Origin of the sequence: Rhodococcus sp. IEGM 1366 (assembly GCF_033142425.1) — a bacterium.
In the GTDB taxonomy this organism is placed as follows: Bacteria; Actinomycetota; Actinomycetes; order Mycobacteriales; family Mycobacteriaceae; genus Rhodococcus_F; species Rhodococcus_F globerula.
In genome coordinates this window covers 22,160-48,546 of record NZ_JAWLRZ010000010.1, presented here as the reverse complement: position 1 = coordinate 48,546, position 26,387 = coordinate 22,160, and the positions used below count along the sequence as shown (strand labels likewise).

At 61.9% G+C, this 26,387-nt stretch carries 21 protein-coding genes; 17 read left to right on the top strand and 4 right to left on the bottom strand.

The genetic code is table 11. The features are described from left to right. Positions 1-876 (bottom strand): glycosyltransferase, encoded by an 876-nt coding sequence (locus R4P64_RS27600; protein WP_317823424.1) that lies wholly within the window; start codon positions 874-876, stop codon positions 1-3. A gap of 186 nt (positions 877-1,062) precedes the next feature. Here R4P64_RS27600 and R4P64_RS27595 point away from each other — a divergent pair, with 186 nt between their 5' ends. The 6 genes from R4P64_RS27595 (at position 1,063) to R4P64_RS27570 (ending at position 9,419) form a co-directional block, all read left to right on the top strand. Continuing rightward, on the top strand, positions 1,063-1,608 hold the full coding sequence (locus R4P64_RS27595; protein ID WP_033236954.1) for a hypothetical protein: 546 nt from the start codon (positions 1,063-1,065) through the stop codon (positions 1,606-1,608). Between the two features lie 219 nt (positions 1,609-1,827). Beyond that, a complete protein-coding gene (locus R4P64_RS27590) occupies positions 1,828-3,177 on the top strand; it encodes an MFS transporter (RefSeq protein WP_045070869.1) in 1,350 nt (449 codons plus the stop codon). Between the two features lie 166 nt (positions 3,178-3,343). After that, positions 3,344-4,981, top strand: a complete 1,638-nt coding sequence (locus R4P64_RS27585; RefSeq protein ID WP_317823423.1) for an AMP-binding protein — start codon at positions 3,344-3,346, stop codon at positions 4,979-4,981. 3 nt (positions 4,982-4,984) lie between these two features. Next, complete coding sequence (locus tag R4P64_RS27580) at positions 4,985-6,652, top strand: sigma-54-dependent Fis family transcriptional regulator (RefSeq protein ID WP_317823421.1); 1,668 nt, start codon at positions 4,985-4,987, stop codon at positions 6,650-6,652. Between the two features lie 107 nt (positions 6,653-6,759). Beyond that, entirely contained in the window at positions 6,760-8,259 is a 1,500-nt protein-coding gene (locus R4P64_RS27575) for an aldehyde dehydrogenase family protein (RefSeq protein ID WP_092801901.1), read from the top strand. Positions 8,260-8,306: 47 nt separating this feature from the next. After that, positions 8,307-9,419, top strand: a complete 1,113-nt coding sequence (locus tag R4P64_RS27570) for an NDMA-dependent alcohol dehydrogenase (protein WP_033236951.1) — start codon at positions 8,307-8,309, stop codon at positions 9,417-9,419. Positions 9,420-9,455: 36 nt separating this feature from the next. On the opposite strand, the gene R4P64_RS27565 is transcribed toward R4P64_RS27570, so the two are convergent. Beyond that, positions 9,456-10,919: a hypothetical protein gene (locus R4P64_RS27565; RefSeq protein ID WP_317823420.1), complete on the bottom strand. Its 1,464-nt coding sequence runs from the start codon at positions 10,917-10,919 to the stop codon at positions 9,456-9,458. 107 nt (positions 10,920-11,026) lie between these two features. On the opposite strand from R4P64_RS27565, the gene R4P64_RS27560 reads away from it, so the two are divergent. The 4 genes from R4P64_RS27560 to R4P64_RS27545 all read left to right on the top strand — a co-directional run bounded on the left by R4P64_RS27560 (position 11,027) and on the right by R4P64_RS27545 (position 16,785). Then, positions 11,027-13,261 (top strand): MMPL family transporter, encoded by a 2,235-nt coding sequence (locus R4P64_RS27560; protein ID WP_045070865.1) that lies wholly within the window; start codon positions 11,027-11,029, stop codon positions 13,259-13,261. 111 nt (positions 13,262-13,372) lie between these two features. Next, on the top strand, positions 13,373-14,803 hold the full coding sequence (locus R4P64_RS27555; protein ID WP_141484693.1) for a hypothetical protein: 1,431 nt from the start codon (positions 13,373-13,375) through the stop codon (positions 14,801-14,803). Beyond that, positions 14,800-16,164 (top strand): PQQ-binding-like beta-propeller repeat protein, encoded by a 1,365-nt coding sequence (locus R4P64_RS27550; protein WP_317823419.1) that lies wholly within the window; start codon positions 14,800-14,802, stop codon positions 16,162-16,164. Before R4P64_RS27555 ends, R4P64_RS27550 begins: the two co-directional genes overlap by 4 nt. Positions 16,165-16,524: 360 nt before the next feature. Then, the gene (locus R4P64_RS27545) at positions 16,525-16,785 is read left to right on the top strand and encodes a GlsB/YeaQ/YmgE family stress response membrane protein (RefSeq protein ID WP_033236946.1); all 261 of its coding nucleotides are present in this window, start codon (positions 16,525-16,527) and stop codon (positions 16,783-16,785) included. 83 nt (positions 16,786-16,868) lie between these two features. Here R4P64_RS27545 and R4P64_RS27540 read toward each other — a convergent pair whose 3' ends face one another. Together R4P64_RS27540 and R4P64_RS27535 are read right to left on the bottom strand one after the other, a co-directional pair. Further along, positions 16,869-17,597 (bottom strand): GTP pyrophosphokinase family protein, encoded by a 729-nt coding sequence (locus R4P64_RS27540; RefSeq protein WP_092801705.1) that lies wholly within the window; start codon positions 17,595-17,597, stop codon positions 16,869-16,871. A gap of 67 nt (positions 17,598-17,664) precedes the next feature. Beyond that, a complete protein-coding gene (locus R4P64_RS27535; RefSeq protein WP_033236945.1) occupies positions 17,665-18,264 on the bottom strand; it encodes a TetR/AcrR family transcriptional regulator in 600 nt (199 codons plus the stop codon). 98 nt (positions 18,265-18,362) lie between these two features. On the opposite strand from R4P64_RS27535, the gene R4P64_RS27530 reads away from it, so the two are divergent. The 7 genes from R4P64_RS27530 to R4P64_RS27500 are packed head-to-tail and all read left to right on the top strand — an operon-like array spanning position 18,363 to position 25,896. Next, complete coding sequence (locus R4P64_RS27530) at positions 18,363-19,952, top strand: carboxyl transferase domain-containing protein (RefSeq protein WP_317823417.1); 1,590 nt, start codon at positions 18,363-18,365, stop codon at positions 19,950-19,952. A gap of 5 nt (positions 19,953-19,957) precedes the next feature. Beyond that, positions 19,958-21,997, top strand: a complete 2,040-nt coding sequence (locus R4P64_RS27525) for an acetyl/propionyl/methylcrotonyl-CoA carboxylase subunit alpha (protein WP_141484691.1) — start codon at positions 19,958-19,960, stop codon at positions 21,995-21,997. Further along, on the top strand, positions 21,997-23,160 hold the full coding sequence (locus tag R4P64_RS27520; RefSeq protein ID WP_317823416.1) for an acyl-CoA dehydrogenase family protein: 1,164 nt from the start codon (positions 21,997-21,999) through the stop codon (positions 23,158-23,160). Before R4P64_RS27525 ends, R4P64_RS27520 begins: the two co-directional genes overlap by 1 nt. Positions 23,161-23,171: 11 nt before the next feature. Beyond that, a complete protein-coding gene (locus R4P64_RS27515) occupies positions 23,172-23,666 on the top strand; it encodes a MaoC family dehydratase (protein ID WP_033236966.1) in 495 nt (164 codons plus the stop codon). After that, a complete protein-coding gene (locus R4P64_RS27510) occupies positions 23,663-24,481 on the top strand; it encodes an HpcH/HpaI aldolase/citrate lyase family protein (RefSeq protein ID WP_033236941.1) in 819 nt (272 codons plus the stop codon). Before R4P64_RS27515 ends, R4P64_RS27510 begins: the two co-directional genes overlap by 4 nt. Before the next feature lie 12 nt (positions 24,482-24,493). After that, positions 24,494-25,249 carry a CoA transferase subunit A gene (locus R4P64_RS27505; protein WP_172936246.1) on the top strand — a complete coding sequence of 252 codons (756 nt, stop codon included), beginning with the start codon at positions 24,494-24,496 and terminating at the stop codon, positions 25,247-25,249. Then, positions 25,246-25,896, top strand: coding sequence for a 3-oxoacid CoA-transferase subunit B (locus R4P64_RS27500; protein ID WP_317823415.1), 651 nt, complete (start codon positions 25,246-25,248; stop codon positions 25,894-25,896). The genes R4P64_RS27505 and R4P64_RS27500 overlap by 4 nt, the downstream gene beginning before the upstream one ends. Positions 25,897-26,387: the final 491 nt, after the last annotated feature.

Below are 26,387 nucleotides of genomic sequence, written 5' to 3'. Positions count from 1 at the left end.
TCAGATGAAGAGCACTCGATATCTGATGCTTCCCTGAACCTTCCCCACCAGATTGCCGGCGTGGACGAACCACCTACCGCGAGGCATCGGGCAGATCCGTTGGGGTACAAGTGGGTTGAAGAGAAACAGTGCAAGCAGGGTCGCGGCGACGATACGAGGAGCAGTCCGGCGCTGACCGTGTTGGCGGAACCGTGAGTACAACTGCGCCGTGGCGATTCCGTAGGCGCGGGTTTGATTCCACGTTCCGCTGTACGTGTCACGAAGACGGTAGGCAACCACGGCATCGGGTGCGTGTGCCAGCGTCATGCCGGCCAACTGCAGGCGCCAGCAAAGGTCGATATCCTCACCGGAATTGACGTATCGGAGGTCAAATCCGTCGACCTTGTCGAATGCTGCGCGCCAGATGCCGAAGGTGCAGGTGATGCCGTAGGGGAGGAAATCCTCACTGCCGAACTGTGTTCCGGTGAAAGTGCGCCACGTGGCAACCTCACTCGAGTTGATCGACGCGGTTTCGACCACTCCGCCAACGGCATCCGAGTTCTCGGCGGCGCGGACGATCGCACTGAGCCACGACGGGTGGACGCGATCGTCTGCGTCACAGAATGCGATGAAATCGCCACTGGATGCGGCAACCCCGACGTTGCGCGCGTAGCCGCCGCCCCGTCCGGCCGACGCATCCACCAGGCGGAGGGAAAGGGCATCGGTAGACGGATGGGTCGCGATGTACGCGGCGAGTCCGTCGGTGGAACCGTTGTCGGCAACGACGACTTCGAGTGCTCCCTCGTAATCCTGCGAGGAAAGCGCGGTCAGCTGTTCGCCGATGTGGTCCATGGCGTTATACGCAGGGATTACCACGGACACAAGGTGCGGTTTCACGCGCCAAAGATACCGTATGCCTGGTAAAGCCGCTGCGTCGGATTTGCCGCTGGTCGCAGGTAGCAGCGCTGGTGTGGCCGCTCCTGTGATGTGATTGCTGTCGAGCCCGTCAGGGCTTGCGATTCTGTTTCGGTATGTCGCACCAGTGTGAGAGCCGCCAAGGCGGCACGTGATGAGGAGAGAACGATGGCCTTTGCCGGCAACGTGGACGAATTGGCGCTGCTTCAGTCGGTGCGGCTCAAGGAACGCGTCGGGTCGGGTGTTCTTGCCGAGCACCTGGGAGTGAGTGCGGCATCCGGACAGGCCGCGTACGACGCCCTGGTCGAACAGGGTAAGGCCGTGGAGAGCGACAATGAGATCAGTCTGACGGACAAGGGTCTCGCCGAGCTGAACGATCAGCTCGATGCCGAGCGCGTGTCCATCGACGAGGATTCGATTCTCGAGGTCCTCGAAGCCTTCCTGCCGTTGGACGAGGAATTCTCAGCTCTCCTCGCCAGTGCTGACGCCGCGTCGCTGGCAGAGCTGGATCGCCGCGCGTCCAACGTGTTCGATGATCTGTCCGCGTTTGTTCCGCGCCTGTCGCGGTATCAGGACTTGTTCTCCGACGCGCTTGCGAAAGTTCAAGCGGGGGAGTCGAAGTGGATTGCGGAACAGGGAATCGACTCGTACGCCACGGTGTGGGTGGAGATCCGCCAGGAGTTGTGCGAGGCGGCTGGCAAGTCGGAAAACTGAGCGTAGTTTCTCACAGTTGGCCGTCCGTCTCCCCCAGGGAGTCGGACGGCCTTCGTCGTGTCACGGCGAAGTGAAACTCGTTACTTCAGGACATGAAGCGTGATGCGCATCACCCCTCACCCCCTTTCGGGGGTAGTGGGGGGTGAGCCGGATCACTACCTTTCCTCTTATCGACGGTGAAGCCCACAGGGCAACACCACCGGACCACGGAGGAATCGAGTGACCACAGTCTCTCCAGCAGGGGGATCGAGTGCCGCAGGCACTGCGGCAGCCCCCGCGAAGACAACGAGTGTGCGGCGAGTTGCCATCGCCAGTTGTATCGGCACGACCATTGAGTTCTACGACTTCTTCATCTACGGAACCGCTGCGGCGCTTGTCTTTCCGACGGTCTTCTTTCCGGCGCTCGGGGCCACTGCCGGCACAGTGGCGTCGTTCGCGACCTTTGCCGTTGCCTTCATCGCACGGCCGGTCGGCGCAATGTTGTTCGGGCACTTCGGAGATCGCATCGGTCGCAAGAAGACGCTCATCTCCACTCTGTTGCTGATGGGTATTTCGACGCTGCTCATCGGTTTGCTGCCCGGCGCCGACACAATCGGTGTTGCAGCTCCGATCATCTTGGTGCTCTTGCGCTTCGGTCAAGGATTTGCAGTCGGTGGTGAATGGGCGGGCGCAACCCTGCTCACCGCGGAATACGCCCCGCCCGGCAAACGCGGCCTCTACGCCATGTTCCCGCAACTCGGCCCGGCCATTGCTTTTGTTCTCTCGAGCAGCACGTTCCTCATCACCGGCGCAGTTCTCGGCGACACCAACCAGGCATTCCTCGATTACGGCTGGCGAATCCCGTTCCTGTTCTCCATCGTGCTCGTCGGTATCGGCCTCTACATGCGCCTCGCAATCGAAGAAACTCCGGTCTTCAAGGCGGAGCAAGCTGATCGCGTCGCAGCGGAGAAGAACGAAGCACCTCGCACCCTCCCGTTCCTGGATGCATGGCGTTTCCAGACCAAGGAAATTCTCCTCTCGGCCGGTGCGCTGGCCTGCCTGTTTGCCTTCTTCTACATGGGTACGGCATTCCTCACGAGCTACGGCACCAAGACGCTCGGATTCTCCCGCCCGTTCGTCCTGTCCGTCGGTATTGCGTCCGCCTTTGTCTTCGGCGCCGCGATCATCGTCTCCGCGCTGTACTCGGACCGGATCGGCCGTCGCAAGGTCATCATGATCTCGTGTGGTCTGGCTGTGGTGTGGGCACTTATTCTGTTCCCGCTCCTCGATACCGGAACTCCTCTTGCATTCATCCTCGGAATGTTCGGCACTCTGATGATCTTCGGAATCGCCTACGGCCCGTGTGGCGCACTGCTCCCGGAAATGTTCCAGACCCGCTACCGCTACACCGGTGCCGGCCTCGGCTACAACCTCGCCGGAGTGCTCGGTGGCGCAGTGCCGCCGCTGATCGCCGCCCCGCTGGCCTCGGCCTACGGGAGCATGGCCATCGGAATCATGCTCGCAATCCTCGGTGTGGTGAGTCTCGTCTGCACCTGGGCGCTCGTCGAGACCAAGGACCACGCACTGTAAGGACAGTTGTCGGGCGGGGTGTCCGGACTTCAGACAGTTACGGACACCCCGCACCGGGAAGTATGTCGTGCATCACACCGAATCGAGTAAATTCGTAGATGAGAGGGTCCGCTGCGGCGGCCCCTCTCATAGGTGCCTGAACAGGCAACCGGAGAGGACAGAACACATGAGTACGCCGCTGCCCAGCTATACGTCCGGAGTATGGGACGGTCCGATGCTGGGCGACACCATCGGAGACAATCTCGATCGCACGGTTGCCGCGCACGGCGACCGTGATGCGTTGATCGACCATGCCAGCGGTCGACGATGGACGTACCGGGAGTTCGCCGAGCAGGTGAACGGGCTCGCTGCCGGACTTCTTTCCCGTGGTGTGGGGAAGGGCGACCGGGTGGGGATGTGGGCTCCCAACTGTCCGGAATGGACGTTCACGCAGTATGCGACGGCAAAGATCGGCGCGATCCTGGTCAACATCAATCCGGCGTATCGCTCGCATGAGTTGCAGTACGTGCTCGAGCAGGCCGGAATCTCGACACTGGTGTCTGCGGCCAGCTTCAAAACGTCGGACTACGCGTCGATGATCGAGACGGTGCGGCCGCAGTGCCCTGATCTGACGTCGGTGATCCTGCTCGGTTCACCCGAGTGGGACAGCGTGCTGGCGGACGGGTTGGCGGCGCAGGCAAGCGATCCGGCTCCTCTCGCCGCTGCGCAGGCTGCGTTGTCTGCGGACGATGCGATCAACATCCAATACACCTCGGGCACTACCGGTTTCCCGAAGGGTGCGACGCTCAGTCATCACAACATTCTCAACAACGGCTACTTCGTCGGCGAGTTGTGCCACTACACCGAACTCGACCGCGTCTGCATTCCGGTGCCGTTCTATCACTGCTTCGGCATGGTGATGGGCAACCTCGCGTGCACCAGTCACGGTGCCGCCATGGTTATTCCGGGTCCGGCCTTCGATCCGAGTGCGGCACTCGAGGCTGTGCAAGCGGAGAAATGCACCTCCCTCTACGGTGTGCCGACGATGTTCATCGCGGAACTGGCCTTGCCCGAATTCGATACATTCGACTTGTCGAGCCTGCGAACCGGAATCATGGCCGGCTCACCCTGCCCGGTAGAGGTGATGAAGCAGGTCATCGATCGCATGGGGATGGCCGAGGTATCCATCTGTTACGGCATGACCGAGACGTCTCCTGTGTCACTTCAGACCCGTTCGGATGATTCCATCGAGCAGCGAACCGAGACGGTCGGACGCGTCGGACCGCATCTCGAGATCAAGATCGTGGACCCGGCAACGGGATTGACGGTGCCGCGCGGAGAACCAGGCGAGCTGTGCACGCGCGGGTACTCGGTCATGCTCGGGTACTGGGAGAACGCGGAAAAGACTGCGGAGGCGATCGACGCTGCCCGGTGGATGCATACCGGCGACATCGGTGTCATGGACGAGGCCGGGTACGTCGCGATCACCGGACGGATCAAGGACATGGTTATTCGCGGCGGCGAAAACGTCTACCCCCGTGAGATCGAGGAGTTCCTCTACACCCACCCCGACATCCTCGACGCGCAGGTGATCGGCGTGCCCGACGCCAAGTACGGCGAGGAGTTGATGGTGTGGATTCGGATGCGCGAGGGCGCACGCGAACTGGACGCCGACGCCGTACGTGCCTACTGCACAGGTAAATTGGCGCACTACAAGATTCCGCGGTACGTGCATGTCGTCGACGAATTCCCCATGACCGTCACCGGAAAGGTGCGCAAGATCGCGATGCGCGAACAGGCGATGGAACTGATCGGGCAGGGCTGAGTCGTGTTCGATTCTTCAGGAACTCGCGATCCGGTTCGGCCCGAGATCGCGCTTTCCTGGAAACGCTCGCGGCTCAGCGGAGTCGACCCGTCCGCGGCAATCGCAGTGGATACCGCCGACCAGGACGCCGAGAGCCGGTTGCTGCGCGCGGCTACTCCGGTGCTCGACGAAGTTGCCCAGCAGCTCGCGGGCACCGGATTCTGTGTCCTGCTGGCAGATCGGGAGTGCCGCGTTATCGCGTCGGTGTACTCGGACCGTCTGGTCGAGCGGACAATCGAGCGTTTGGGTGTAGTCAACGGTTCACGATTCGGTGAAGAACATGCCGGCACCAACGCCCTCGGTACGCCGCTCGAGGTGGGGAGAGCCGTGGTGATCCACGGCGAGGAGCATTTCCTCGACAGCCTCAAAGGTCTCAGTTGCTACGGACAGCCGATTCTGCACCCGGTGACTCGCCGGGTCGAAGGCATTCTCGACATGACCGGTATTGTCTCGCAAGCTAACCCGCTGTTCGCGCCGTTCCTTGCGCGGGCAGCGGCGGACATCGAGAAGCGCCTACTCGAGGGATCGAAAGCGTCGGAGCAGCGGTTGGTCGACGCATTCCAGAGAGTGTCGCATCAGCGCAACATTGCCGTCGCGGCCATCGGCGACGACATTTTGCTGAGCAACCGAACGGCGTTGGATCTGCTGGACACCGCAGACCATGTATCGCTCCGGTCTTTGATCGCCGACCTCAACCCGGACCAATCGAGATTGGTAACAGTCGAATTGGCGTCCGGTGCACTCGCGCGAGTCCAAGCCGACAGAATTTCCGGCGCCGACGGTGGAGCGCTTTTCCTGGTCGAACCACTCCAGCGTGAGCGGGCGCCAATTCGTCGAACGCACGAGCGGACTCCGTCTCCGGGGGAACGACTGCGCCGCGATCTGATGCGGGCGCGGGCGTCGTCGTCCGCAGTTGCCATCTCGGGTGAAGCAGGTTCCGGTCGAACTTCGGCAGCGTCGGACGTGGTCGGGAGCGTCGACGCCAGTTGGCACGATGCCACGCGAATCGCCTTCGACGGCCGTGAGCAATGGGTCACCGATCTCGTGCGAGCTGCCCGAAGGCGCTCGGGTGTTGTCGTGATCGAACAGGTGCAGCTGCTTCCCGATTCGGTGTTGCCCATGATCGCGGACTTGATCGACGCCAGCGCTGAGGGGCCGAGGATCGTTATGACCAGTGGAGCAGTAGCAGACCTACCGCCGACCATCGCGGCGTTGCTCTCGCGTTGCGCTTCCAGAGTTGTCATCGCCCCACTGCGCGAGCGGCAAGCCGAGATTGCCGAGTTGGCGCAGGCGATGCTGGAAGGGATCTCGCCCGAACTGAGGTTGACCGCCAGTGCTGCCGAGGCGCTCACAGCGGCCAGTTGGCCGGGCAATCTCGCCGAATTGAGAGTTGTGCTGTATCGCGCCGCGGGCGATCGCGCGAGCAATCGCATCGACGTCACCGACCTGCCTGAGGACTATCGCACGACCACCAAGGTGTCGCGGTTGGCAGGACGGGAGAAAGCGGAGCGTCAGGCGATCATCGGAGCGTTGAAAGACTGCGGCGGCAACAAGGTTCACGCGTCGGCGCAACTCGGTATCAGCCGAAGCACCCTGTACACGCGGATGCGGGCACTCGACATCACTGTCTAAGTTGCTGTCCGAACTCAGTTGTACAAAGTTCGGACAGTTAGCACCCGCGGAAGCGCGGAAGTATGGCGTGCATCACATTCGCACCTCACTACTTCAGGGAGTTTCCGATGACGGCAGTAGCCGAGCACACCATCAGTTCCGCGGTACAGGGATTCCTGAACGGACCGAAAAAGCTCTACATCGGCGGCGAATTCGTCGATGCCGCTTCGGGTCAGACCTTCTCGACGTACAACCCGGCTGACGGGCAGAAGCTCACCGACGTGGCGCACGGCCAGGCCGAAGACATCGATCGCGCAGTACGCGCTGCCCGCACAGCTTTCGAAGACGGACCGTGGTCGCGCATGAAGGCAAACGAGCGCGAGCGGATGATCTGGCGCGTCGGCGACATCCTCAGTGCCCGCGCCGAAGAATTCGGCCAGCTCGAAGCTCTCGACAACGGCAAGTCCGTCGCGATCGCCACAGCAGTCGACGTGGCCTGGGCCGCAGACGTTTTCCGCTACTACGCGGGATGGGCCACCAAGATCGAAGGCAGCACGGTCAACGTGTCCATGCCCTTCTCTCCCGGCGGCGAGTTCCACGCATACACACTGCGTGAGGCGATCGGAGTCTGTGGTCTGATCGTGCCGTGGAACTTCCCGCTGCTCATGTCGTCGTGGAAGCTTGCCCCAGCACTTGCCGCAGGCAACACCGTGATCCTCAAGCCGGCCGAGCAAACTCCGCTCACCGCTCTGCTTCTTGCCGAGGTCTTCGAGGAAGCCGGCTTCCCGCCCGGAGTTGTCAACATCGTTCCCGGCTTCGGTGACGCCGGCGCGGCACTGTCCGGTCACGACGACGTCGACAAGGTCGCTTTCACCGGTTCGACCGAGGTGGGCAAGAAGATCGTTGACGCGGCCAAGGGCAACCTCAAGAAGGTGACCCTCGAGCTCGGGGGCAAGAGTCCCAATATCGTGTTCGCCGACGCGGATTTCGATGCTGCGGTAGAGGGTTCGCTCAACGCCTGGTTGTTCAACCACGGTCAGTGCTGCGTCGCCGGAACCCGGCTGTACGTCGAGGACTCCATCTTCGAGAAGTTCACCGAAGCGGTTGCCCACGCCGCCAGCCAGGTCAAGATCGGACCGGGCCTCGATCCCACCACCCAGCTCGGGCCGCTGGTGTCGCAGGAGCAGTTCGACAAGGTCACCGGATACCTTCGCGAGGGAATCGCCGACGGCGCACGCGCACTCACCGGCGGCAACCGCTGGGGCGATCAGGGCTACTTCGTCGAGCCGACGGTTTTTGTCGACGTCAAGCCGGAGTTCTCGATCGTCCAGGAGGAGATCTTCGGACCCGTCGTGGCGGCACTGCCGTTCAACGCGGACGACGGACCGATCACTGCCGCAAACGATTCCATCTACGGCCTGGCCGCAGGCATCTGGACCCGTGACATTTCCAAGGCCCACCGCACGGCAAAGCGCCTCAAGGCCGGCTCGGTGTGGATCAACCAGTACAACGGCTTCGACACCGCGATGCCTTTCGGCGGATACAAGCAGTCCGGCTGGGGCCGCGAACTCGGCGCATCCGCCATCGACCTCTACACCCAGACCAAGGCCGTCAACATCGCCCTCTGACCGACCCCATCGCTCATTCTCTCGTCCGACAATCAAGGAGATCACCAGTGAAGACCAAAGCTGCTGTACTGCTCGAGCCCGGAAAGCCTTTCGAGATCATGGAACTCGACCTCGACGGCCCGGGCGTGGGTGAGGTACTGATCAAGTACACCGCTGCCGGACTGTGCCATTCGGATCTGCACCTGACCGACGGTGATCTCCCGCCGCGTTACCCGATTGTCGGTGGGCACGAAGGCTCGGGCATCATCGAAGAGGTCGGACCCGGCGTCACGAAGGTTAAGCCGGGCGATCACGTCGTGTGTAGCTTCATCCCGAACTGCGGCACGTGCCGCTACTGCTCGACCGGTCGTCAGAACCTGTGTGACATGGGCGCCACCATCCTCGAAGGTTCCATGCCGGACGGGTCCTTCCGGTTCCATGGCAACGGCCTGGACTTCGGCGGAATGTGTATGCTCGGAACATTTTCCGAGCGGGCCACCATCTCGCAGCACTCGGTCGTCAAGATCGACGACTGGCTTCCCTTGGAGACCGCAGTGGTCGTCGGTTGCGGTGTGCCGTCTGGCTGGGGAACCGCCGTCAACGCCGGTAACCTCCGCGCCGGTGACACCGCAGTGATCTACGGCATCGGTGGCCTCGGTATCAACGCGGTCCAGGGCGCCGTTTCGGCGGGCTGCAAGTACGTCGTTGTGGTCGACCCGGTTGCGCTCAAGCGGGAGACCGCACTGAAATTCGGTGCAACCCATGCCTTTGCGGACGCCGAGAGTGCTGCCGTCAAGGTCAACGAATTGACGTGGGGCCAGGGCGCAGACGCCGCGCTCATTCTGGTCGGCACCGTCGACGAGGACGTCGTCAGTGCAGCGACGGCCGTAATCGGCAAGGGCGGCACCGTGGTGATCACGGGACTCGCCGATCCTGCCAAGCTGACCGTTCACGTGTCGGGTACCGACCTGACGCTGAACCAGAAGACGATCAAGGGCACGCTGTTCGGATCCATGAATCCGCAGTACGACATCGTGCGCCTGCTGCGTCTCTACGATGCGGGTCAGCTCAAGCTCGACGAACTGATCACCAACACGTACAGCCTCGAAGACGTCAACCAGGGCTACCAGGATCTGCGTGACGGTAAGAACATCCGTGGCGTGATCATTCACGACAAGTAGGACAAACTGCTGTGCGCCTTTGTTAACCGCGGTCGGTTAATAAAGGCGCACAGCGGTTTTTGCTTTTTTCAGGATCTGCATCAGCTTCAACAATGCCGAGAATTTCGCGAACACCGTCCGCCCGACTACCGAGCCGAACGCTGCGGAGTCCGTTGCGTCGAGGGCGTCGAGTAGATCGCGGAAGCTCTGGACCTGTTGCGCCATAACATCGATGTCCACGTGTGTGGCTGTGTCCGGTTCGCGCAACGCCAGCAGGTATTGCGGCGCGGTCACCAACGCGACAGCCGGAATCTTGCGCTCGAACAGCGGTTCACCCTCACCGAAATGAATGACGGGGCCGGGGGCGACGATTCGACGGTCGCCGCTACCGATGTCGCGCCACAGCGGTGCGACGATATCGTGGACTTCCCGACTCGTCGCGTACAGCAGTTCCGGTTCCGGGGTCGCGTCCAACGTATAGGTGCCGAGTACGGTGTCCTCGGTGTCGCCGAGAGCGCCCAGATGCTCGATTGCTATCCCGGCCAACGCGCGTGCCTGGCCCGCTTCGCCTTTCCACATGTCGGGGTGGGCCTCCAGCCACGTCGACGTTGCCTGTCCGTGTTCGGACACCGCGGGAATACGCAGGTGACCGGTGGTCAGAACAAACACGTACGACCGTCGATGCGGTTGCGCAACAGCATGGCGAGCCAACTCCATCATGCCGAGGTGGCCGTTCTCCTCGACCCCGTTCGTCCCGTCGCTGTGTGTGATGACCAGAATCGTTTCCGATGGTGAAGTGCCGGGGGAGACGGCCCAGACGGTGTCGGTTGTTGTTCCGGGATGCAAGGTTGCGTCCAATACGAGAGTCGCCTGCTGACCGGAATGGGCGGCAGCAATTACCTGTGCGCCCTCGTCACCCGCCACCCACACTGCCGGAATATCGTGATATGGCTGGGTGAACGGAAGATACTGTCCCAGAGCGTTGTCCGGCGCAATGCCACGCCACACCGCGATCACGCCGAGGACACCGGATTTGCGGGCCTTCTCGAGTTTCGGCCCCAACAGCGTCGCGGAGAGCACCGGATTGCGCAGGGTCTCGTCCGTCACCATCGGTCCCCACTCACTCACCAGCAGCGAGCGCGGGAGGTCGACGTGGGGAACCTCGATCACAGCGATAGCACCTTTGGCCTTCGACCACGAGGGGCGCTTGGCATTCAGGTAGACCAGACGTGCGGTGATCCCAGCCGGTCCGGTGAGTCCGGAGTAGGGGAATGCGGACGAGACTCGCACCGGTCCGGTCGGCAGTTCGATGCGCAGTCCGTCGGCACGCTGAGGTAGATCCCAACGCTCGAAGGTGTGCGAATCACGGTGTACCTCGAGCCCGAGATCCACGAATTCGCGGGCGACTTCCTCGACCACCGCATGATGCGCGTCAGTGCCGGTCAATCGAGGTCCCAGGGCGTCGAGGCGTTGTTGCCCGGACTGAAGTAGGTCGCGGTCGACGCTCTGGCCGTGGGTCATGCGGATGCCTTTCGTGGGGGCTTCTTGGCAAATATCTAGTGCCATAACGCGAATCGGACCGTACCGTATGACGTGGCACCGAGAGTCCACGGCGAGAGAGGCTTACGTTGGCTACCTATTTGTACAGGCTTGGGAAGTTTGCATTCCGCCACAAGTACCTTGTGTTGGCAACGTGGGTGATTGTCATCGCGATTGTCGGCGGCGCGATCGGCGCTACCAGCCCGACGTTCTCGAAAGAATTCAATCTTCCCGGCACGGATTCCCAGCGTGCCACCGAGCTGATGAACGAGAATTTTGCGGCTGCGGCAGAGCAACAAAGTAAGGCATCCACCAGCATTCTTGTCGCGGCCGACGACGGACTTGCTGCGCACAGTGATCAGATCGACCAATTGATCGCGCAGGCAAAGACTCTCCCGGACATCGTTGATCCCGAAACGATCGTCAATCCGGTCGCCCTCGCGGCGGCTGAACCGGCGCTTGCCAGTGCCGTACTGGGCGACGACGGCAAGGTGGGGTTGATCCAGCTCAACCAGTCGATCCGCATCGAGGATCAGACGCAGGCCAACAAGACGGCTTTCCTCGATCTGATGGCCAAGTTCCGTACCGGCGGTTTGCAAGTCGAGGGCACCGGTTCGTTGATGCAGGTCCAGACTGCTGGCGGATTGTCGGAGATGCTTGGCTTCGCGGTGGCGTTCATCGTCATGATCGTGGCCTTCGGTGCACTGATCGCGGCGTTCATTCCGCTGTTCACCGCGATACTCGGCATCGCACTCGCAACGCTGACCGTGACGCTCGGGGCGGGATTCTTCGACATCAACGAGGGTGTCACGGGCATCGTGACGATGATCGGCATTGCCGTCTCGATCGACTACGCGCTGTTCATCGTCTCGCGGTACCGCAGTGAACTCAATCTGGGTGGTAGTAGGGAGGCGGCAGTCGGTCGTGCGGTGGGCACAGCCGGCTCGTCCGTCGTTTTTGCCGGCCTGACCGTTGTGGTTGCCTTGGCAGCGCTGGCCGTGGTGGGTGTACCGATGATCACCCAGATGGGAATCTCGGCTGCGATCGCCGTGATTATCGCGGTGTTGGGCGCGATCACGTTGATCCCGGCTGTTCTCGGGGTGTTCGGCCGCTTTGCCTTCTCGCCGCGCATCCCCGGCCTGCGTCACGGTGACGAGCCCGAATCGATGGAATCGAACGGGCACCGGTGGGCGAAGGTGGTCACCAAGTACCCGTGGCCTATCGCCGGCATTGCGTTGGTTCTGCTGGTGATCGCCGCGATTCCGATGACAAAACTCGAGCTCGGGCTTTCCTTCACTCAGGACGAGGAGCAACCGGCACTCGCGCTGATGCAGCGAGGTTTCGGTGAGGGTGTCAACGGCAAGTTGTTCGTTGTGCTCGACTCTCCCGAGGGGACAGACATCACGCCCGTCGCAGCCAAGACGATTGCGTACATCAAGGGTCTGGACAACGTCGCCACGCCGGATCTCCTGATGTGGACCGGCAACGGCCCGGACGCGGCCAACCCAACCGTTGGGGCAAACTCCGCCCTGATCGCCGTAACTCCGCAGCTATCGCCGAGCGGTCCCGAAACACACGAGTTGATGGATCAGATCCGCGAATACGGGTCGACGGTGAAAGCCGAGGGCGCTGAACTTGGCGTCGCGGGTCAGACGGCGATTGTTGCCGACATGTCGTCGAAACTCAGTTCCGCCCTCATTCCGTATCTGATTGTGGTCGTCGGGCTGGCGTTCATCATCATGATGGTCGTCTTCCGTTCGATCCTGGTTCCGCTGACTGCAACTCTCGGATTCCTGTTCTCCATCTGCGCCACGTTCGGTGCCACGGTGGCGATCTTCCAAGAGGGCGCATTCGGGTTGATCCAGCACACCCAACCGATCATCTCCTTCCTGCCGATCTTCATGATCGGTGTGGTCTTCGGTCTGGCAATGGATTACCAGGTATTCCTCGTGACTCGAATGCGTGAGGAATACGTGCACGGGTTGTCGGCAAAGGACGCCATCATCTCGGGGTACACCCACGGTGCGCGAGTGGTCGCGTCAGCGGCGATCATCATGATCTCGGTGTTCGGCGCGTTCATGTTGTCGTCGGAAACCACCAGCAAGATGATGGGCTTCGGCCTTGCCGCTGCAGTCTTCTTCGACGCCTTCATCATTCGCATGATCGTGATTCCCGCGGTCATGTCGATTCTCGGAGACTCGGCGTGGAAGCTGCCGGCCTGGCTCGACAAGATCCTGCCCAACGTCGATATCGAGGGCGAAGCGATCCGGCTCATCCCGATCGAACAGGATCCAGACGCAGATCCGGTGCCTGTCGGGGTGTAGTGACTTCTCCAATGGAAACCATCCGGTTGGTAACAAAAGTCGGTGCCGCCGCGACAGGTCCGGGGAGAGGCAACGCCTGCCTGGCGTGCCCTGAGGAAACTGCGAGGGCTGGTGGCCGACAAGAATTCCGGTTCCGATCGGACCGAAAAGTGGACGGTCGCGCTCACGGTGGTCTCGTTGATGGCCGGCGGCATCGTCTTTGCCGGAGTAGTCGATCGATGGAGCGGTTCGGACTCCGGTGAACTGACTGCGTCGTCCGTCGGAACGACGCAGTCGACCGAGGAGACGCAGGCCGAGGAGAATTCGGAGTACACGTACGTAACACCAACGGTGGTGTACCCGACGAGCATCCCGGGATGCACCAGCGTCGAGTCGCCTGGCGACGGCTTGTCATCGATCTCGTACTGGTCGACCGGGGCACAAACCTACGACGATCCACGGTTCCCGTGGTTCTCCGCGCCCAAGGCAACGGTGATGTCCGAAGCCGTCCAGCGGTCGCTGCCGGCTGTCGCCGAGATCGAGTTCGCAAGCCCGGAACGATCGTTGAACTTCGGGCCCCTCCACGTTCCGTCGGAGTCGTCCGAACTGCCAGAGGGGTTCTCACTCGAGGAGATGGCGGATACGACGGCATCCGCGACGCTGGTACGGGACGGAAAGGCAGGAGCACTCGACATCCGGGTGACGTCCCATACGGGCCCGGTTCCCCCGTGTATTGCCGGCTCGCTCGTCGAGCGCCGCACCCTCGCTGACGGTTCTGTCGTGGACGCGCAGGACACGTGGAGCGAAACCAACGGCGTTCGCACTCTGTCGCGTTCAGCGCTTCTGTACGGCGCGGATAAAACATTCATCCAGGCGAGCGCGACCGACGCGGTCTATGCCGGTAGCCCCGGGGTCGAGATCAGCGGGATGGTTCCGTTGACCGTCGAAGACCTGATCGCTTTGGTCAGCCTTCCGCAACTGCGCATTACGGCGCCGGTTCCACCAGGTACGGCACCTATCCAGCCCGGTTGCCAAGGATCGACACTCGACCCGTCCGGGCGGAAGCTGGATCGTGGCACCGTCGACGAGCTGGGAAGAGCTCTCCAATCAGGTTGGCGTGCGGCACCTCCCGGAATGCCAGTTCTCGAACCTGCGCTCGGGAGATTGGTTCTGGCCGAGAGCGACACCACGACCGCCTGTCAGGATCTTGTAGCGCGATCGGGCGGCAACGAGTCGGATCTGACTATTTCGATCACCAGCGGGCAGCCACTTCCCAAGGCGCCGAACAAGTACGACCCTTCGTACGACGGGCATCCGAAATCGGTGGTGACCGCCGAGGACGGCGCTGTGATCGTGCGCGACGAGCGTCATTACTCGGTCATGCCGATGGGGAATGGTGAAGGCACTCGCGAGGCAACGAGTGAACAGAGTCGGTCGGTAACGCTGACACAGCCCAATGGAACGCGGGTGTCGGTTCGTTCGTCGGCGGCGTCGCCGAACATGCCGATGACATACGAGCAATTGGAATTTCTCGCAACGATCGACGGGCTGGAGATTCGATGACCGAGCGGTTCTCTCCACGGGCACGTCTGGGCATCGCGGCACTTGCCGCGATAGTCACCGTTACCGCAGCAGTGGTCACCGTGATCGATGCCGGGAATCGTGCCCATTCCGTTGACGTCGGGGCGCCGCTGTGGGCCGTCGACGCCGCCGAGGTTCTCGGACGGGAGTTCGCGGTCTTTCGCAGCCCGCTCGGCGGAACCGAATTCAACATGGAGATGGGCGGATTCATCGACGCGGGCTCGATAGTGGTGACAATGGCAGGTATGCCGGACCGGCAGTCCTACTCCCTCGACGACGCGGAACTCGTTGCGCTCGATGCCGAAGACGGCTCGGTGCGCTGGCGCGCGTCGGCCGTCGATATCGGCGGGTGTTCTCCGGCATTGCTGGACGGTTCGCTGCTGTGCTACTCCGGGCCGTATGTCACTGCCTCCGCGTACTCGGTTTTCGACATCGAGAGCGGCGAGCGTCGAGACGTTGTCACGCCGTGGTCACCGATCATCGCGGTTGTCTCGGGCGATGACGTCCTGGCCCTCGAGGGTGATATCGAGAGCAACGACGTTCGTGTCCACAGTGGAAGCGTCGACGATCCGGAAGCCAACTGGTCCAAGGCATTCGACGTCGGCGGATCGTGGGAATCCGGTTACGTCGAGCCGGTGATGTCGGTGCGCGGCGATCTGGGCCTGATTTCCCTCGACGAGACTCTGGGTTTCGATCCGGAGACCGGCGATCAACGGTGGTTGTACGGCTACACCACGTGCTCGACCACGCACACATCCTCTGACGGTGTCACTTTGGTTTTAGAACGTGATTGCCAGAACGATGGGCAAGCGACAAGAGCGTACGCAATTGATCCGTACGGGCACGAATTTGCCAGGGCGGATTTCGTGTCTTCCGGATCGGGATCGTATTTCAGTTTGCGTTACAGCCGTGACCAACCTGCCGGGGATTCGACTCCGATCATTCTGGGGGACAGCGGCTTCGACAGAAAGACCGGAGAGAAGCTGTGGACCAACCAGGAGGTGCTCGGTTCTGCGCAATCCTTGGCGGTGATCGGAGATGTGGTTGCTGTGACGAGCGCCGACGGTACGATCCGGTTCGTTGATCTGTCCAACGGGGAGGTCCTGTGGGATACCCGTACCGAACGTACCGGCGAGATTCTGTGGGACGGTGATCTTGTCGTAGACGAAGGAATTGTGTACGGAGTGAATCCTCGAACAGGTCAGCGCACCTGGGAGGTTCGCGTGGAACCGGATGGAGACGATGGTGTTGGCACCTGGGTGCAACCGCGCGAGTTGTGGGGAGGAGAGCGGGTGCTGTTGCGCTCGAGTGAGGACCGCATCACTGCGTTGAAGCGCTCGTAAGTGTACCGGCCTGCGGCGCCGGGATGCTCTTTCCGGTGAAGGGATCAATCTCCTCGAGCGGTGGAATTCCTGGCGGCGCTCACACCGGTGACGTTTGATTGCGACAAGATAACTACAAGGTGTCCGGCGGGGTGGAAATCGAACTTCTTCAGTGCTCCATGGCATCGTCAATGTGGATTGCTGATGAGTCGCCACGTGTAGTGTGCTGTGTGTCGGTCGCATCTGGCGGCCGTGTATTTCAGGTTGCATCTCGGACAATAATTTGGACAACAGGCGACTGTTACCTGTAACTGTGGTTATTGTTCGACTGGGCGGAGATTTTTCGGCCGCACGCATGCACGACATGTGAGAGGGGCTGTCATGGGACAGATCATCGGGACCATTATTTTCGGTGCAGTAATCGGAATCCTTGCGCGCCTGGTGCTGCCAGGTAAGCAGCAGTACGGGATGATCATCACCATCGTCCTCGGTGTCGCCGGTGCATTGATCGGATACTGGGTTTGGGGCGCCATCTCGGACAAGGGTGATACCGGCGGAATCGACTGGATTCGCTGGATCATCAGCATCGCGGCAGCTGCAGTTCTGTCCCTCGGCTACAGCGCCGTGACGGGCAAGAAATAGGCATATCGCTTGGTCTGAAAAGTGCGCCCTCCCCATAGAGGAGGGCGCACTTTTGCCTGGGCAGAAATCTGTCTAGGCAGTGATCAGAGCCCGCGCTGTAGACGCAGGGCATTGAGAAACTGGGTCGGCAGTTCGAGTTCGACGCTCTCGTCGTCGGGATGGGGGAGAGCTTTGATCTTGGCGAACTCGTCGTTGAGTCGCTCCATCTTGACGTCCAGACGGTGTGCGGCGGCTGCGGCTTCGGTGAGCTCGTCGAGCAGTTCGGCCGGCACGTCCCGGTTGTACTTGTAATAGATCTTGTGCTCGAGACTGGCCCAGAAATCCATTGCGATGGTACGGATCTGGAGTTCGATCGGCACGTAAGAGACGCGGTCGCTCATGAAGACGGGCACTTCGACTATGAGGTGCAGACTCTTGTAGCCGTTGGGCTTGGGGTTGGCGATGTAGTCCTCGCGCTCGATCACCCTCAGGTCCGACTGGCTGGTGAGCATTTCGGCGATCCGATAGGTGTCGGAAATGAAGCTGCAGGTAATGCGCACGCCGGCGATGTCGAAGATGTTCTTCGAGATGTCCTCGATGGTGATCGGAATGCCGAGTCGCTCGGCTTTGCGCATGATGCTCTCCGGCGTCTTCACCCGAGATGCGACGTGTTCGATGGGACTGTACTGATTGATGTGGGTGAACTCGTCCTTGAGGATGTTCACTTTGGTCATCAGTTCGGCGATACCGAATTGGTACAGCATCATGAATCGGGAGAACTCGGTTCGCAGTTCGGCGAAATCTGTTCGACTGATTGCACTGCTGTCTTCCACGTTCGGCACGGCACCCTCATCTGTTAGCTGGTGCAACCAGTCTGCCACTGATTTTGCGGTGTCCGGTTCAGGGTGTGCGTAGTGCGGCGAGCGTCATAGCGCGCAGGACGCGGCGCGTTCGGGCAGGCGACGCCGGGTTGGCGCTGTGCGGAGTGGAGTTGATCAGGCCGAATGTGGCGTGGGCCTTGATTCGCGCATCGGCTTCGTCGAGCGTCGGATCGAGCTGTTCGAGGACTCCGACCCACAGTTCCACGTATTTGCGCTGCGTCTGGCGGACTTGCCGTCTCGCGTCGGCCGGCAGGCTTTCGAGGTCGCGATCCTGGATGCGGATCAGGTCCGGTTCACCGAGTGCGAAGTCGAGATGGAACTCTACGAGGGCGTCGAGCGCTGACGTCGGGGAGTCGGCTGTCTCGGTTGCGGCCGAACCGCCCTCGTACAGCCGGGTGCTGATCCCGACGAGCAGTTCGACCAGGACGGCATCCTTGTTGGGGAAGTGCCGGTATACGGCAGGTCCGCTGATTCCGGCGGCGGCGCCGAGATCCTCGAGTCGAACGCTCACGAATCCACGTTCGGCGATCAGGCGTGCGGCGGCGCCGAGGAGTTGACGTCTGCGATCCGCCTTCATCTGATCGCGCCGGGTCGGAGCCGTTACCTGCTCAGAGGGCATTCTTTTGATCTTTCTTCGCGTGTGACCTGGACAACTCAGTTAATCATAGTTAATCTAGTTTCAGTTATCGAGCATTAACTCATGGCGAAGGCGGCGGGATGACTCCCAGTGGAATCACGCAAGGGTCGGGATACCGATCCGATCACACCGTTCTGGTGGATGAACTGAAGAAGAAACTGGCTCAAGCCGCCCTCGGCGGCAACCAGAAATCGAGGGATCGGCACGTCAGTCGAGGGAAACTGCTTCCCAGAGATCGGGTGGATTCACTGCTCGATCCGGGCAGTCCCTTCCTGGAGTTGTCCCCGCTGGCCGCAAACGGCCTGTACGACGACGAGTGCCCCGGTGCCGGCGTGATTACAGGAATCGGCCGGGTGTCGGGGCGCGAATGTGTCATCGTCGCCAACGACGCAACGGTCAAGGGTGGCACGTACTACCCGATGACGGTGAAGAAGCATCTGCGTGCGCAGGAAGTGGCGTTGCAGAACAACCTTCCCTGCATCTACCTGGTCGACTCCGGTGGCGCCTTCCTGCCGCGTCAGGACGAAGTCTTTCCGGACCGTGAGCACTTCGGCCGGATCTTCTTCAACCAGGCAACCATGAGCGCCAAGGGGATTCCCCAGATCGCTGCAGTTCTCGGTTCGTGCACCGCCGGCGGCGCCTACGTACCGGCAATGAGCGACGAGGCCGTCATTGTTCGTAATCAGGGCACCATCTTCCTGGGCGGACCGCCGCTGGTGAAGGCTGCGACCGGCGAGATCGTGACAGCCGAGGAGCTTGGCGGCGGTGACCTGCACTCCAAGGTTTCCGGTGTCACCGATCACCTGGCCGAGGACGACCGCGACGCACTTCGGATCGTGCGCAACATCATTGCCACACTTGGCCCCCGCTCCCAGCGCCCGTGGGACGTGATCTCGACAGTTCCGCCCGTCGCCGATCAGAGCGAGCTCTACGACGTCGTCCCGACCGATCCCCGTACGCCGTACGACGTTCACGAGGTGATCACCAAGCTCGTTGACGGTGGCGCGTTCCAGGAGTTCAAGGCTGAATACGGCAAGACGCTCGTGACCGGTTTCGCCCACATCGAAGGCCATCCGGTCGGCATCATCGCCAACAACGGCGTGCTCTTCGGCGAATCCGCCATGAAGGGTGCACATTTCATCGAACTGTGCGACAAGCGCAGTGTTCCGCTGTTGTTCCTGCAGAACATCGCCGGCTTCATGGTGGGACGCGATTACGAGGCCGGCGGCATCGCCAAGCACGGAGCCAAGATGGTCACGGCCGTCGCGTGTGCACGGGTTCCTAAGCTGACGGTGGTCATCGGCGGTTCGTACGGCGCGGGCAACTACTCCATGTGTGGACGCGCGTATTCGCCTCGCTTCCTGTGGATGTGGCCCAACGCGCGCATCTCGGTCATGGGCGGCGAGCAGGCCGCGTCGGTGCTCTCGACAGTTCGCAGCGAACAGCTCGACAGCGCTGGTAACCCGTGGTCGGCTGACGACGAAGAAGCGTTCAAGGCGCCGATCCGTGAGCAGTACGAGGCGCAGGGCAGTCCGTACTACTCCACTGCTCGACTCTGGGACGACGGCGTGATCGACCCGGCAGATACCAGAACTGTTCTCGGCCTGGCTCTCTCGGTGTGTGCAAACGCGCCGATCGAGCCGGTCTCCTACGGCGTCTTCAGGATGTGAGAGAGATGACTGAGCTTCGCACCATAGATACCGTCCTCGTTGCCAACCGTGGTGAGATCGCTGTTCGTGTGATTCGCACGTTGCGCGAGTTGGGAATTCGCAGCGTTGCCGTCTACAGCGACGCCGACGCCAATGCGCGCCACGTCCGAGAAGCCGATACTGCCGTCAACATCGGGCCTGCTCCGGCGCGCGAGAGCTACCTCGTCATCGACAAGGTGATCGACGCCGCCAAGGCCACCGGTGCCCAGGGTATTCACCCGGGTTACGGCTTCCTGTCGGAGAATTCGGCTTTCTCGGCAGCCTGCGCTGCGGCCGGGATCGCGTTCCTCGGGCCAAACGAGCGTGCCATCGAGGTGATGGGCGACAAGATCACCGCAAAGAACGCGGTGGCGGCATTCGACGTCCCGGTGGTTCCGGGTATCGCTCGCCCGAATCTGACCGACGAAGAACTGATCGCGGCAGCTGAGGACATCGGTTACCCGGTACTCGTCAAGCCTTCGGCAGGCGGCGGCGGTAAGGGTATGCGGTTGGTCGAAGATCCGGCCAATCTGGCGGAAGCGCTGCGCAGCGCTCGCCGCGAGGCCGCGTCGTCGTTCGGTGACGACACGCTGTTCCTCGAACGATTTGTCCTGCGGCCCCGGCATATCGAGGTCCAGGTTCTCGCCGATCAGCACGGCAACGTCGTTCACCTCGGTGAGCGTGAGTGCAGCCTGCAGCGGCGTCACCAGAAGGTCATCGAAGAGGCGCCGTCACCCCTGCTGGATCAGGTGACGCGCGACCGCATCGGCGCAGCAGCGTGCAATACCGCTCGCAGCGTCGACTACACCGGTGCCGGCACCGTCGAGTTCATCGTTTCGGCCGACAAGCCGGACGAGTTCTTCTTCATGGAGATGAACACCCGACTGCAGGTCGAGCACCCGGTCACCGAAATGGTCACCGGACTCGACCTGGTCGAGTGGCAGGTACGCGTCGCGGCCGGGGAGAAGCTGGCTTTCGAGCAGAGCGACATCACCTTGACCGGGCACGCCATCGAAGCCCGCGTGTACGCCGAAGATCCGGGACGCGGATTCCTACCGACCGGTGGCAGCGTCGTCGGGCTCGTCGAGCCGTCGGGATCGGGCGTACGCGTCGATTCGGGCCTGCTCGAGGGAACCGTCGTCGGCAGCGACTACGACCCGATGCTCAGCAAGGTCATCGCACACGCTTCCGACCGCGCCGGTGCTTTGCGCAAGCTCGATCGTGCGCTCGGCGACACCGCGGTTCTCGGCGTGGTCACCAACATCGAATTTGCACGCTTCCTCCTTGCCGATCCGGATGTGATCGCGGGCAACCTCGATACCGGCCTCCTCGATCGTCGGGTTGAAGACTTTGTCGCGGCAGACGCCACGGACGAGGTCCTCATTGCCGCTGCGGCCTATCGCTGGCTGGCACGGTGGACGACTGCAGCATCGGTAGACCCTTGGGACGTTCCCAGCGGATGGCGCGTGGGGACTCCGGCTCCGACCAGCATCCGCCTGTCGGCCGGAACCCGGATTGCGCATGTGTCGATAGTCGGGACTCCCACAGACGCAAAGGTCGAGGTCGAAGGATCGCAGCCGCAGGCTTTCAGTGCCGGCTTGACGGGATCGGAACTGGCTGTGGTGATCGACGGGCGTCGGCGCACGTTTGTCGTGGCCGAGACCGAGGGTGGGTTGTGGCTGGCCGGCGGCGGAACCTGGCATGTCCGCGAAGTTGCCGAGGTCAGCGTCCGAGGCGACGACGCGCACGCCGGTGACGCCGAAATCGCAAGTCCGATGCCGGGTGCGGTGATCGCGGTCAACGTCGAGAACGGCGCAGCCGTGTCGGTGGGGCAGTCACTGGTGGTCGTCGAGGCCATGAAGATGGAGCACTCGCTGACCTCGCCGATCGACGGAACCGTGGAAGTGCTTGTCCGTCAGGGCGATCAGGTGATGGTGGATCAGATTCTGGCCCGCGTCGTACCCACCGCCGAAGCAGACACTGCAGAAGAAGACACCGAGAACACGACTCAGAAGGAAGAAGCCTGATGTCCGATTACCTTGCCACCGGAGCGCTTCCGGACGAGTACCAGCAGTTGGCCAAGACCGTTGCGGACTTCGCCAAGACAGTTGTGGCGCCGGTTGCCGCCGAGCACGACGCCAATCACACCTTCCCGTACGAGGTTGTTGCCGGGATGGCGGAGATGGGCCTGTTCGGTCTGCCGTTCCCCGAGGAGTACGGCGGAATGGGCGGCGACTACTTTGCCCTGTGCCTCGCACTCGAGGAATTGGGCAAGGTGGATCAGAGTGTCGCGATCACTCTCGAAGCCGGAGTGTCCCTCGGCGCCATGCCGATCTACCGATTTGGCAACGACGCGCAGAAGGACGAGTGGCTGCCGCAGCTCACCAGCGGAAAGTCGCTTGCCGCCTTCGGATTGACCGAGCCTGGCGCCGGTAGCGACGCCGGTGGAACCAAGACCACCGCCAAGTTCGACAGCGGCGAGTGGATCATCAACGGCAACAAGCAGTTCATCACCAACTCGGGCACCGACATCACGAAGCTCGTGACGGTCACCGCGGTTACGGGTGTCAAGGACGGCGGCAAGAAGGAAATCTCGACGATTCTCGTGCCGACCACGACGCCGGGATTCACCGCTGAGCCTGCATACAACAAGGTCGGCTGGAATGCGTCCGACACCCACCCGCTCACGTTCGCGGATGTTCGTGTCCCCGAAGAGAACCTGCTCGGTGAGCGTGGCCGGGGCTACGCGAACTTCCTGCGCATTCTCGACGAAGGCCGTATCGCTATTTCCGCGTTGAGCGTCGGCGCCGCCCAGGGTTGCGTCGACGAGTCGATCAAGTACGCGAAGGAGCGCGAGGCATTCGGACGCCCCATCGGTCAGAACCAGGCCATCGCGTTCAAGATCGCGCGCATGGAAGCTCGCGCCCACGTGGCCCGCACCGCGTACTACGACGCGGCCGCATTGATGCTGTCCGGCAAGCCGTTCAAGAAGCAGGCATCCATCGCCAAGCTCATCTCCTCCGAAGCCGCCATGGACAACGCCCGCGACGCCACCCAGATCCACGGCGGATACGGATTCATGAACGAATACGCAGTCGCGCGGCACTACCGTGACAGTAAGATTCTGGAGATCGGCGAAGGCACTACCGAGGTGCAGTTGATGCTCATCGCACGTGAGGCGGGGTTGTGACGAACTCTCAGATGAACAACGCAGAGACCAAGAAGATCACTCAGCGCGGACTCTGGTTCGAGGAGTTCGAACTTGGCGCAATCTACGAACACCGCCCAGGCCGCACGGTCACCGAGGCCGACAACGTACTGTTCACGACGTTGACAATGAACACGCAGGCACTGCATCTCGACGCCGCGTACAGCGAGGACACACAGTTCGGTGTGCGCCTGGTCAATTCGATGTTCACGCTGTCGACGATCGTGGGACTTTCGGTTGCACAATTGACGCAGGGAACCATCGTGGCAAATCTCGGGTTCTCGGACATCAGTTTCCCGAAGCCGCTCTTCCACGGCGATACCCTGTATGCGGAGACGTTGATCGCCGACAAGCGTGAATCGAAGAGCCGCCCGGGTGAAGGCATCGTGACGTTGGTCCACACCGGTCGTAATCAGCACGGCGACGTCGTGGCCGTGGCAACTCGTAAAACGTTGGTGCAGTTGAGGCCGCAAGGAGAATCGTCGTGACGTGGATTCCGCCGGGGCCGGCGTGGTTGTTCTGCCCGGCAGATCGCCCGGAGCGCTATGCGAAAGCTGCGGCGGCAGCCGACGTTGTCATTCTCGACCTCGAGGACGGCGTTGCCGCTGACGACAAGGAGGCAGCGCGCACCGCGCTGATCGACACACCGCTCGACCCGGAACGCACGGTGGTGCGCGTCAATCCCGTTGGTACTCGCGAGCACGAACTCGACCTGCTTGCCCTCGACGGCACGCATTACACGCGTTTGATGCTCTCCAAGTGCGAATCGGCCGACGACGTTCTCTCGCTGGCCCCCGCCGAGGTCGTTGCGTTGGTCGAGTCGCCGCTCGGCGCACTGGCCGTGCAGGAAATCGCTCTGGCGGCCAACACCATCGGCGTGATGTGGGGCGCTGAGGACCTGATCGCCGGTCTCGGAGGCAATGCCAGTCGTCATCAGGACGGTTCGTACCGCGACGTTGCGAGGCACGTTCGCTCGAATACTTTGCTGGCAGCGAAGAGCTACGGCCGACTGGCTGTCGATTCCGTGTACCTCGACATCAAGGACCTGGTCGGACTTGGCGTCGAATCCGCCGACGCCGTTGCCGTCGGGTTCGACGTCAAGGTTGCGATTCACCCCAGCCAGGTTGATGTCATCCGCGCAGCGTTCGCGCCGTCGGAGTCGGAAATCGACTGGGCACAAAGGGTTCTTGCGGCAGTGGCCCACGAACGTGGTGTGTTTGCCTTCGAAGGCAAGATGGTGGACGCGCCCGTTCTGCGTCACGCCGAGAAACTGCTGCATCGCGCCGGTATCCTCCCCGAGTAAGGAGAACAACGCATGAGCAAAGTTGTGAGTTCGGCACTCGACGCGGTTGCCGACATCGCCAGCGGGTCCACGCTTGCCGTCGGTGGGTTCGGACTGTGCGGAATTCCCGACGCCTTGATCGCGGCTATCGCCGAGGGTACCGCCACCGATCTGGAAGTGTTCTCCAACAACTGTGGTGTCGACGATTACGGTCTCGGAATTCTCCTGAGCGCTCATCGCATTGCCCGGGTGACGGCGTCGTACGTGGGGGAGAACAAAGAGTTTGCACGCCAGTACCTTTCGGGTGAGCTCGAAGTGGAGCTGACGCCGCAGGGGACTCTGGCAGAGCGTCTGCGTGCGGGCGGCGCCGGCATCCCGGCGTTCTACACGCCGGCCGGCGTGGGCACTCCCATCGAAGAGGGCGGGTTGCCCTGGCGTTACAACTCCGACGGATCCATTGCCGTCGCTTCTCCGCCCAAGGCGACCGCCGTTTTCGGGGATCGCCGCTATGTGTTGGAAGAATCGATTACCGCGGATTTTGCATTGGTGCATGCCGATTACGGCGATACCGAAGGCAACCTCGTCTTCAACAAGACCGCGATGAACTTCAATCCTCTTGCCGCAATGGCTGGTCGGATCACCATCGCACAGGTGGAACATCTGGTCCAGCCCGGCGAAATCGACCCGGCACACGTTCACCTTCCCGGTGTGTTCGTCCAGCGGGTCGTACATACGGGTGTGCAAGACAAGAGGATCGAGAAGCGAACCGTCTCAGGAGGCACCAAGTGACCAGTTCGGAGGAAACTCGTGTCGGTTGGACTCGCCACGAGATGGCCGCACGTGCGGCTGCCGAGATGCGGCCGGGCGAATACGTCAATTTGGGAATCGGACTGCCGACACTGATCCCGAGCTATCTTCCTGAGGGCGTGAGGGTCGTCCTGCACAGCGAGAACGGCATCCTTGGCACCGGGCCGTACCCGACCGAGGATCAGGTCGACGCCGACCTCATCAACGCGGGCAAGGAAACCGTCACCGTCAATCCAGGCGCCGCGTTCTTCGACTCTGCACTGTCCTTCGGCATGATTCGTGGCGGCCACATCGATACTGCCGTTCTCGGTGGCATGCAGGTGTCGAGTACCGGTGATCTCGCCAACTGGATGGTGCCCGGCAAGATGGTCAAGGGCATGGGCGGCGCGATGGACCTTGTCCACGGCGCTCGCCGCGTGATCGTGGTGATGGAGCATACCGACCGGGAGGGAAACCCGAAGATCCTCGAGCGGTGTACTTTGCCGTTGACGGGCCAAGGTGTGGTACATCGCATCATCACCGATCTGTCCGTGCTGGATGTCACACCGGAGGGCATTGCGCTGGTGGAGCTGGCACCGGGCGTCAGCGCTGAGTACCTGCAGAATGTGACGGGCGTTACGCTCGTGTGAATGAGTTGTGAGGTACGGAGAAACGCGTCGGCGCATAGCCGGCGCGTTTCTTCGTGAGTAGGACCCGACCGAAGTCCGAACCGGCTGACGGCGGTCGATTTGTCTGGATAAAAAGGCCCGTGAACTGCGCGATTCCTCGCGAATTGCCGAGCCTGTACATTTATCGGGCGGTTACGCGGGGATTCGCGCGCGCGATAGGCCTGTGCGCGGAACTGCTTCGATCGTGCCCGTCGGAACGGTAGTGAGGGAGGGGGTTGTCCGCTGCGATTGTCGGATCCTGAGACGAGCCTTCGCGGTGGGCGAATTGTGGCTTGTTGCTGTAACGAACCTTCACTTCAAACTCGATATGTCTGGGTGTGGCTTTGTCATGCCTGCGGCCCATCGGAGATGATGGATCGTTCTGGCTCATTGAGGGTAGATGAGATCGGTACAAGTTGTGGCGGCGAGATGTGCGTCACAGCGTGTGCGTAATGGTGTGGAAGAGAGGCTGT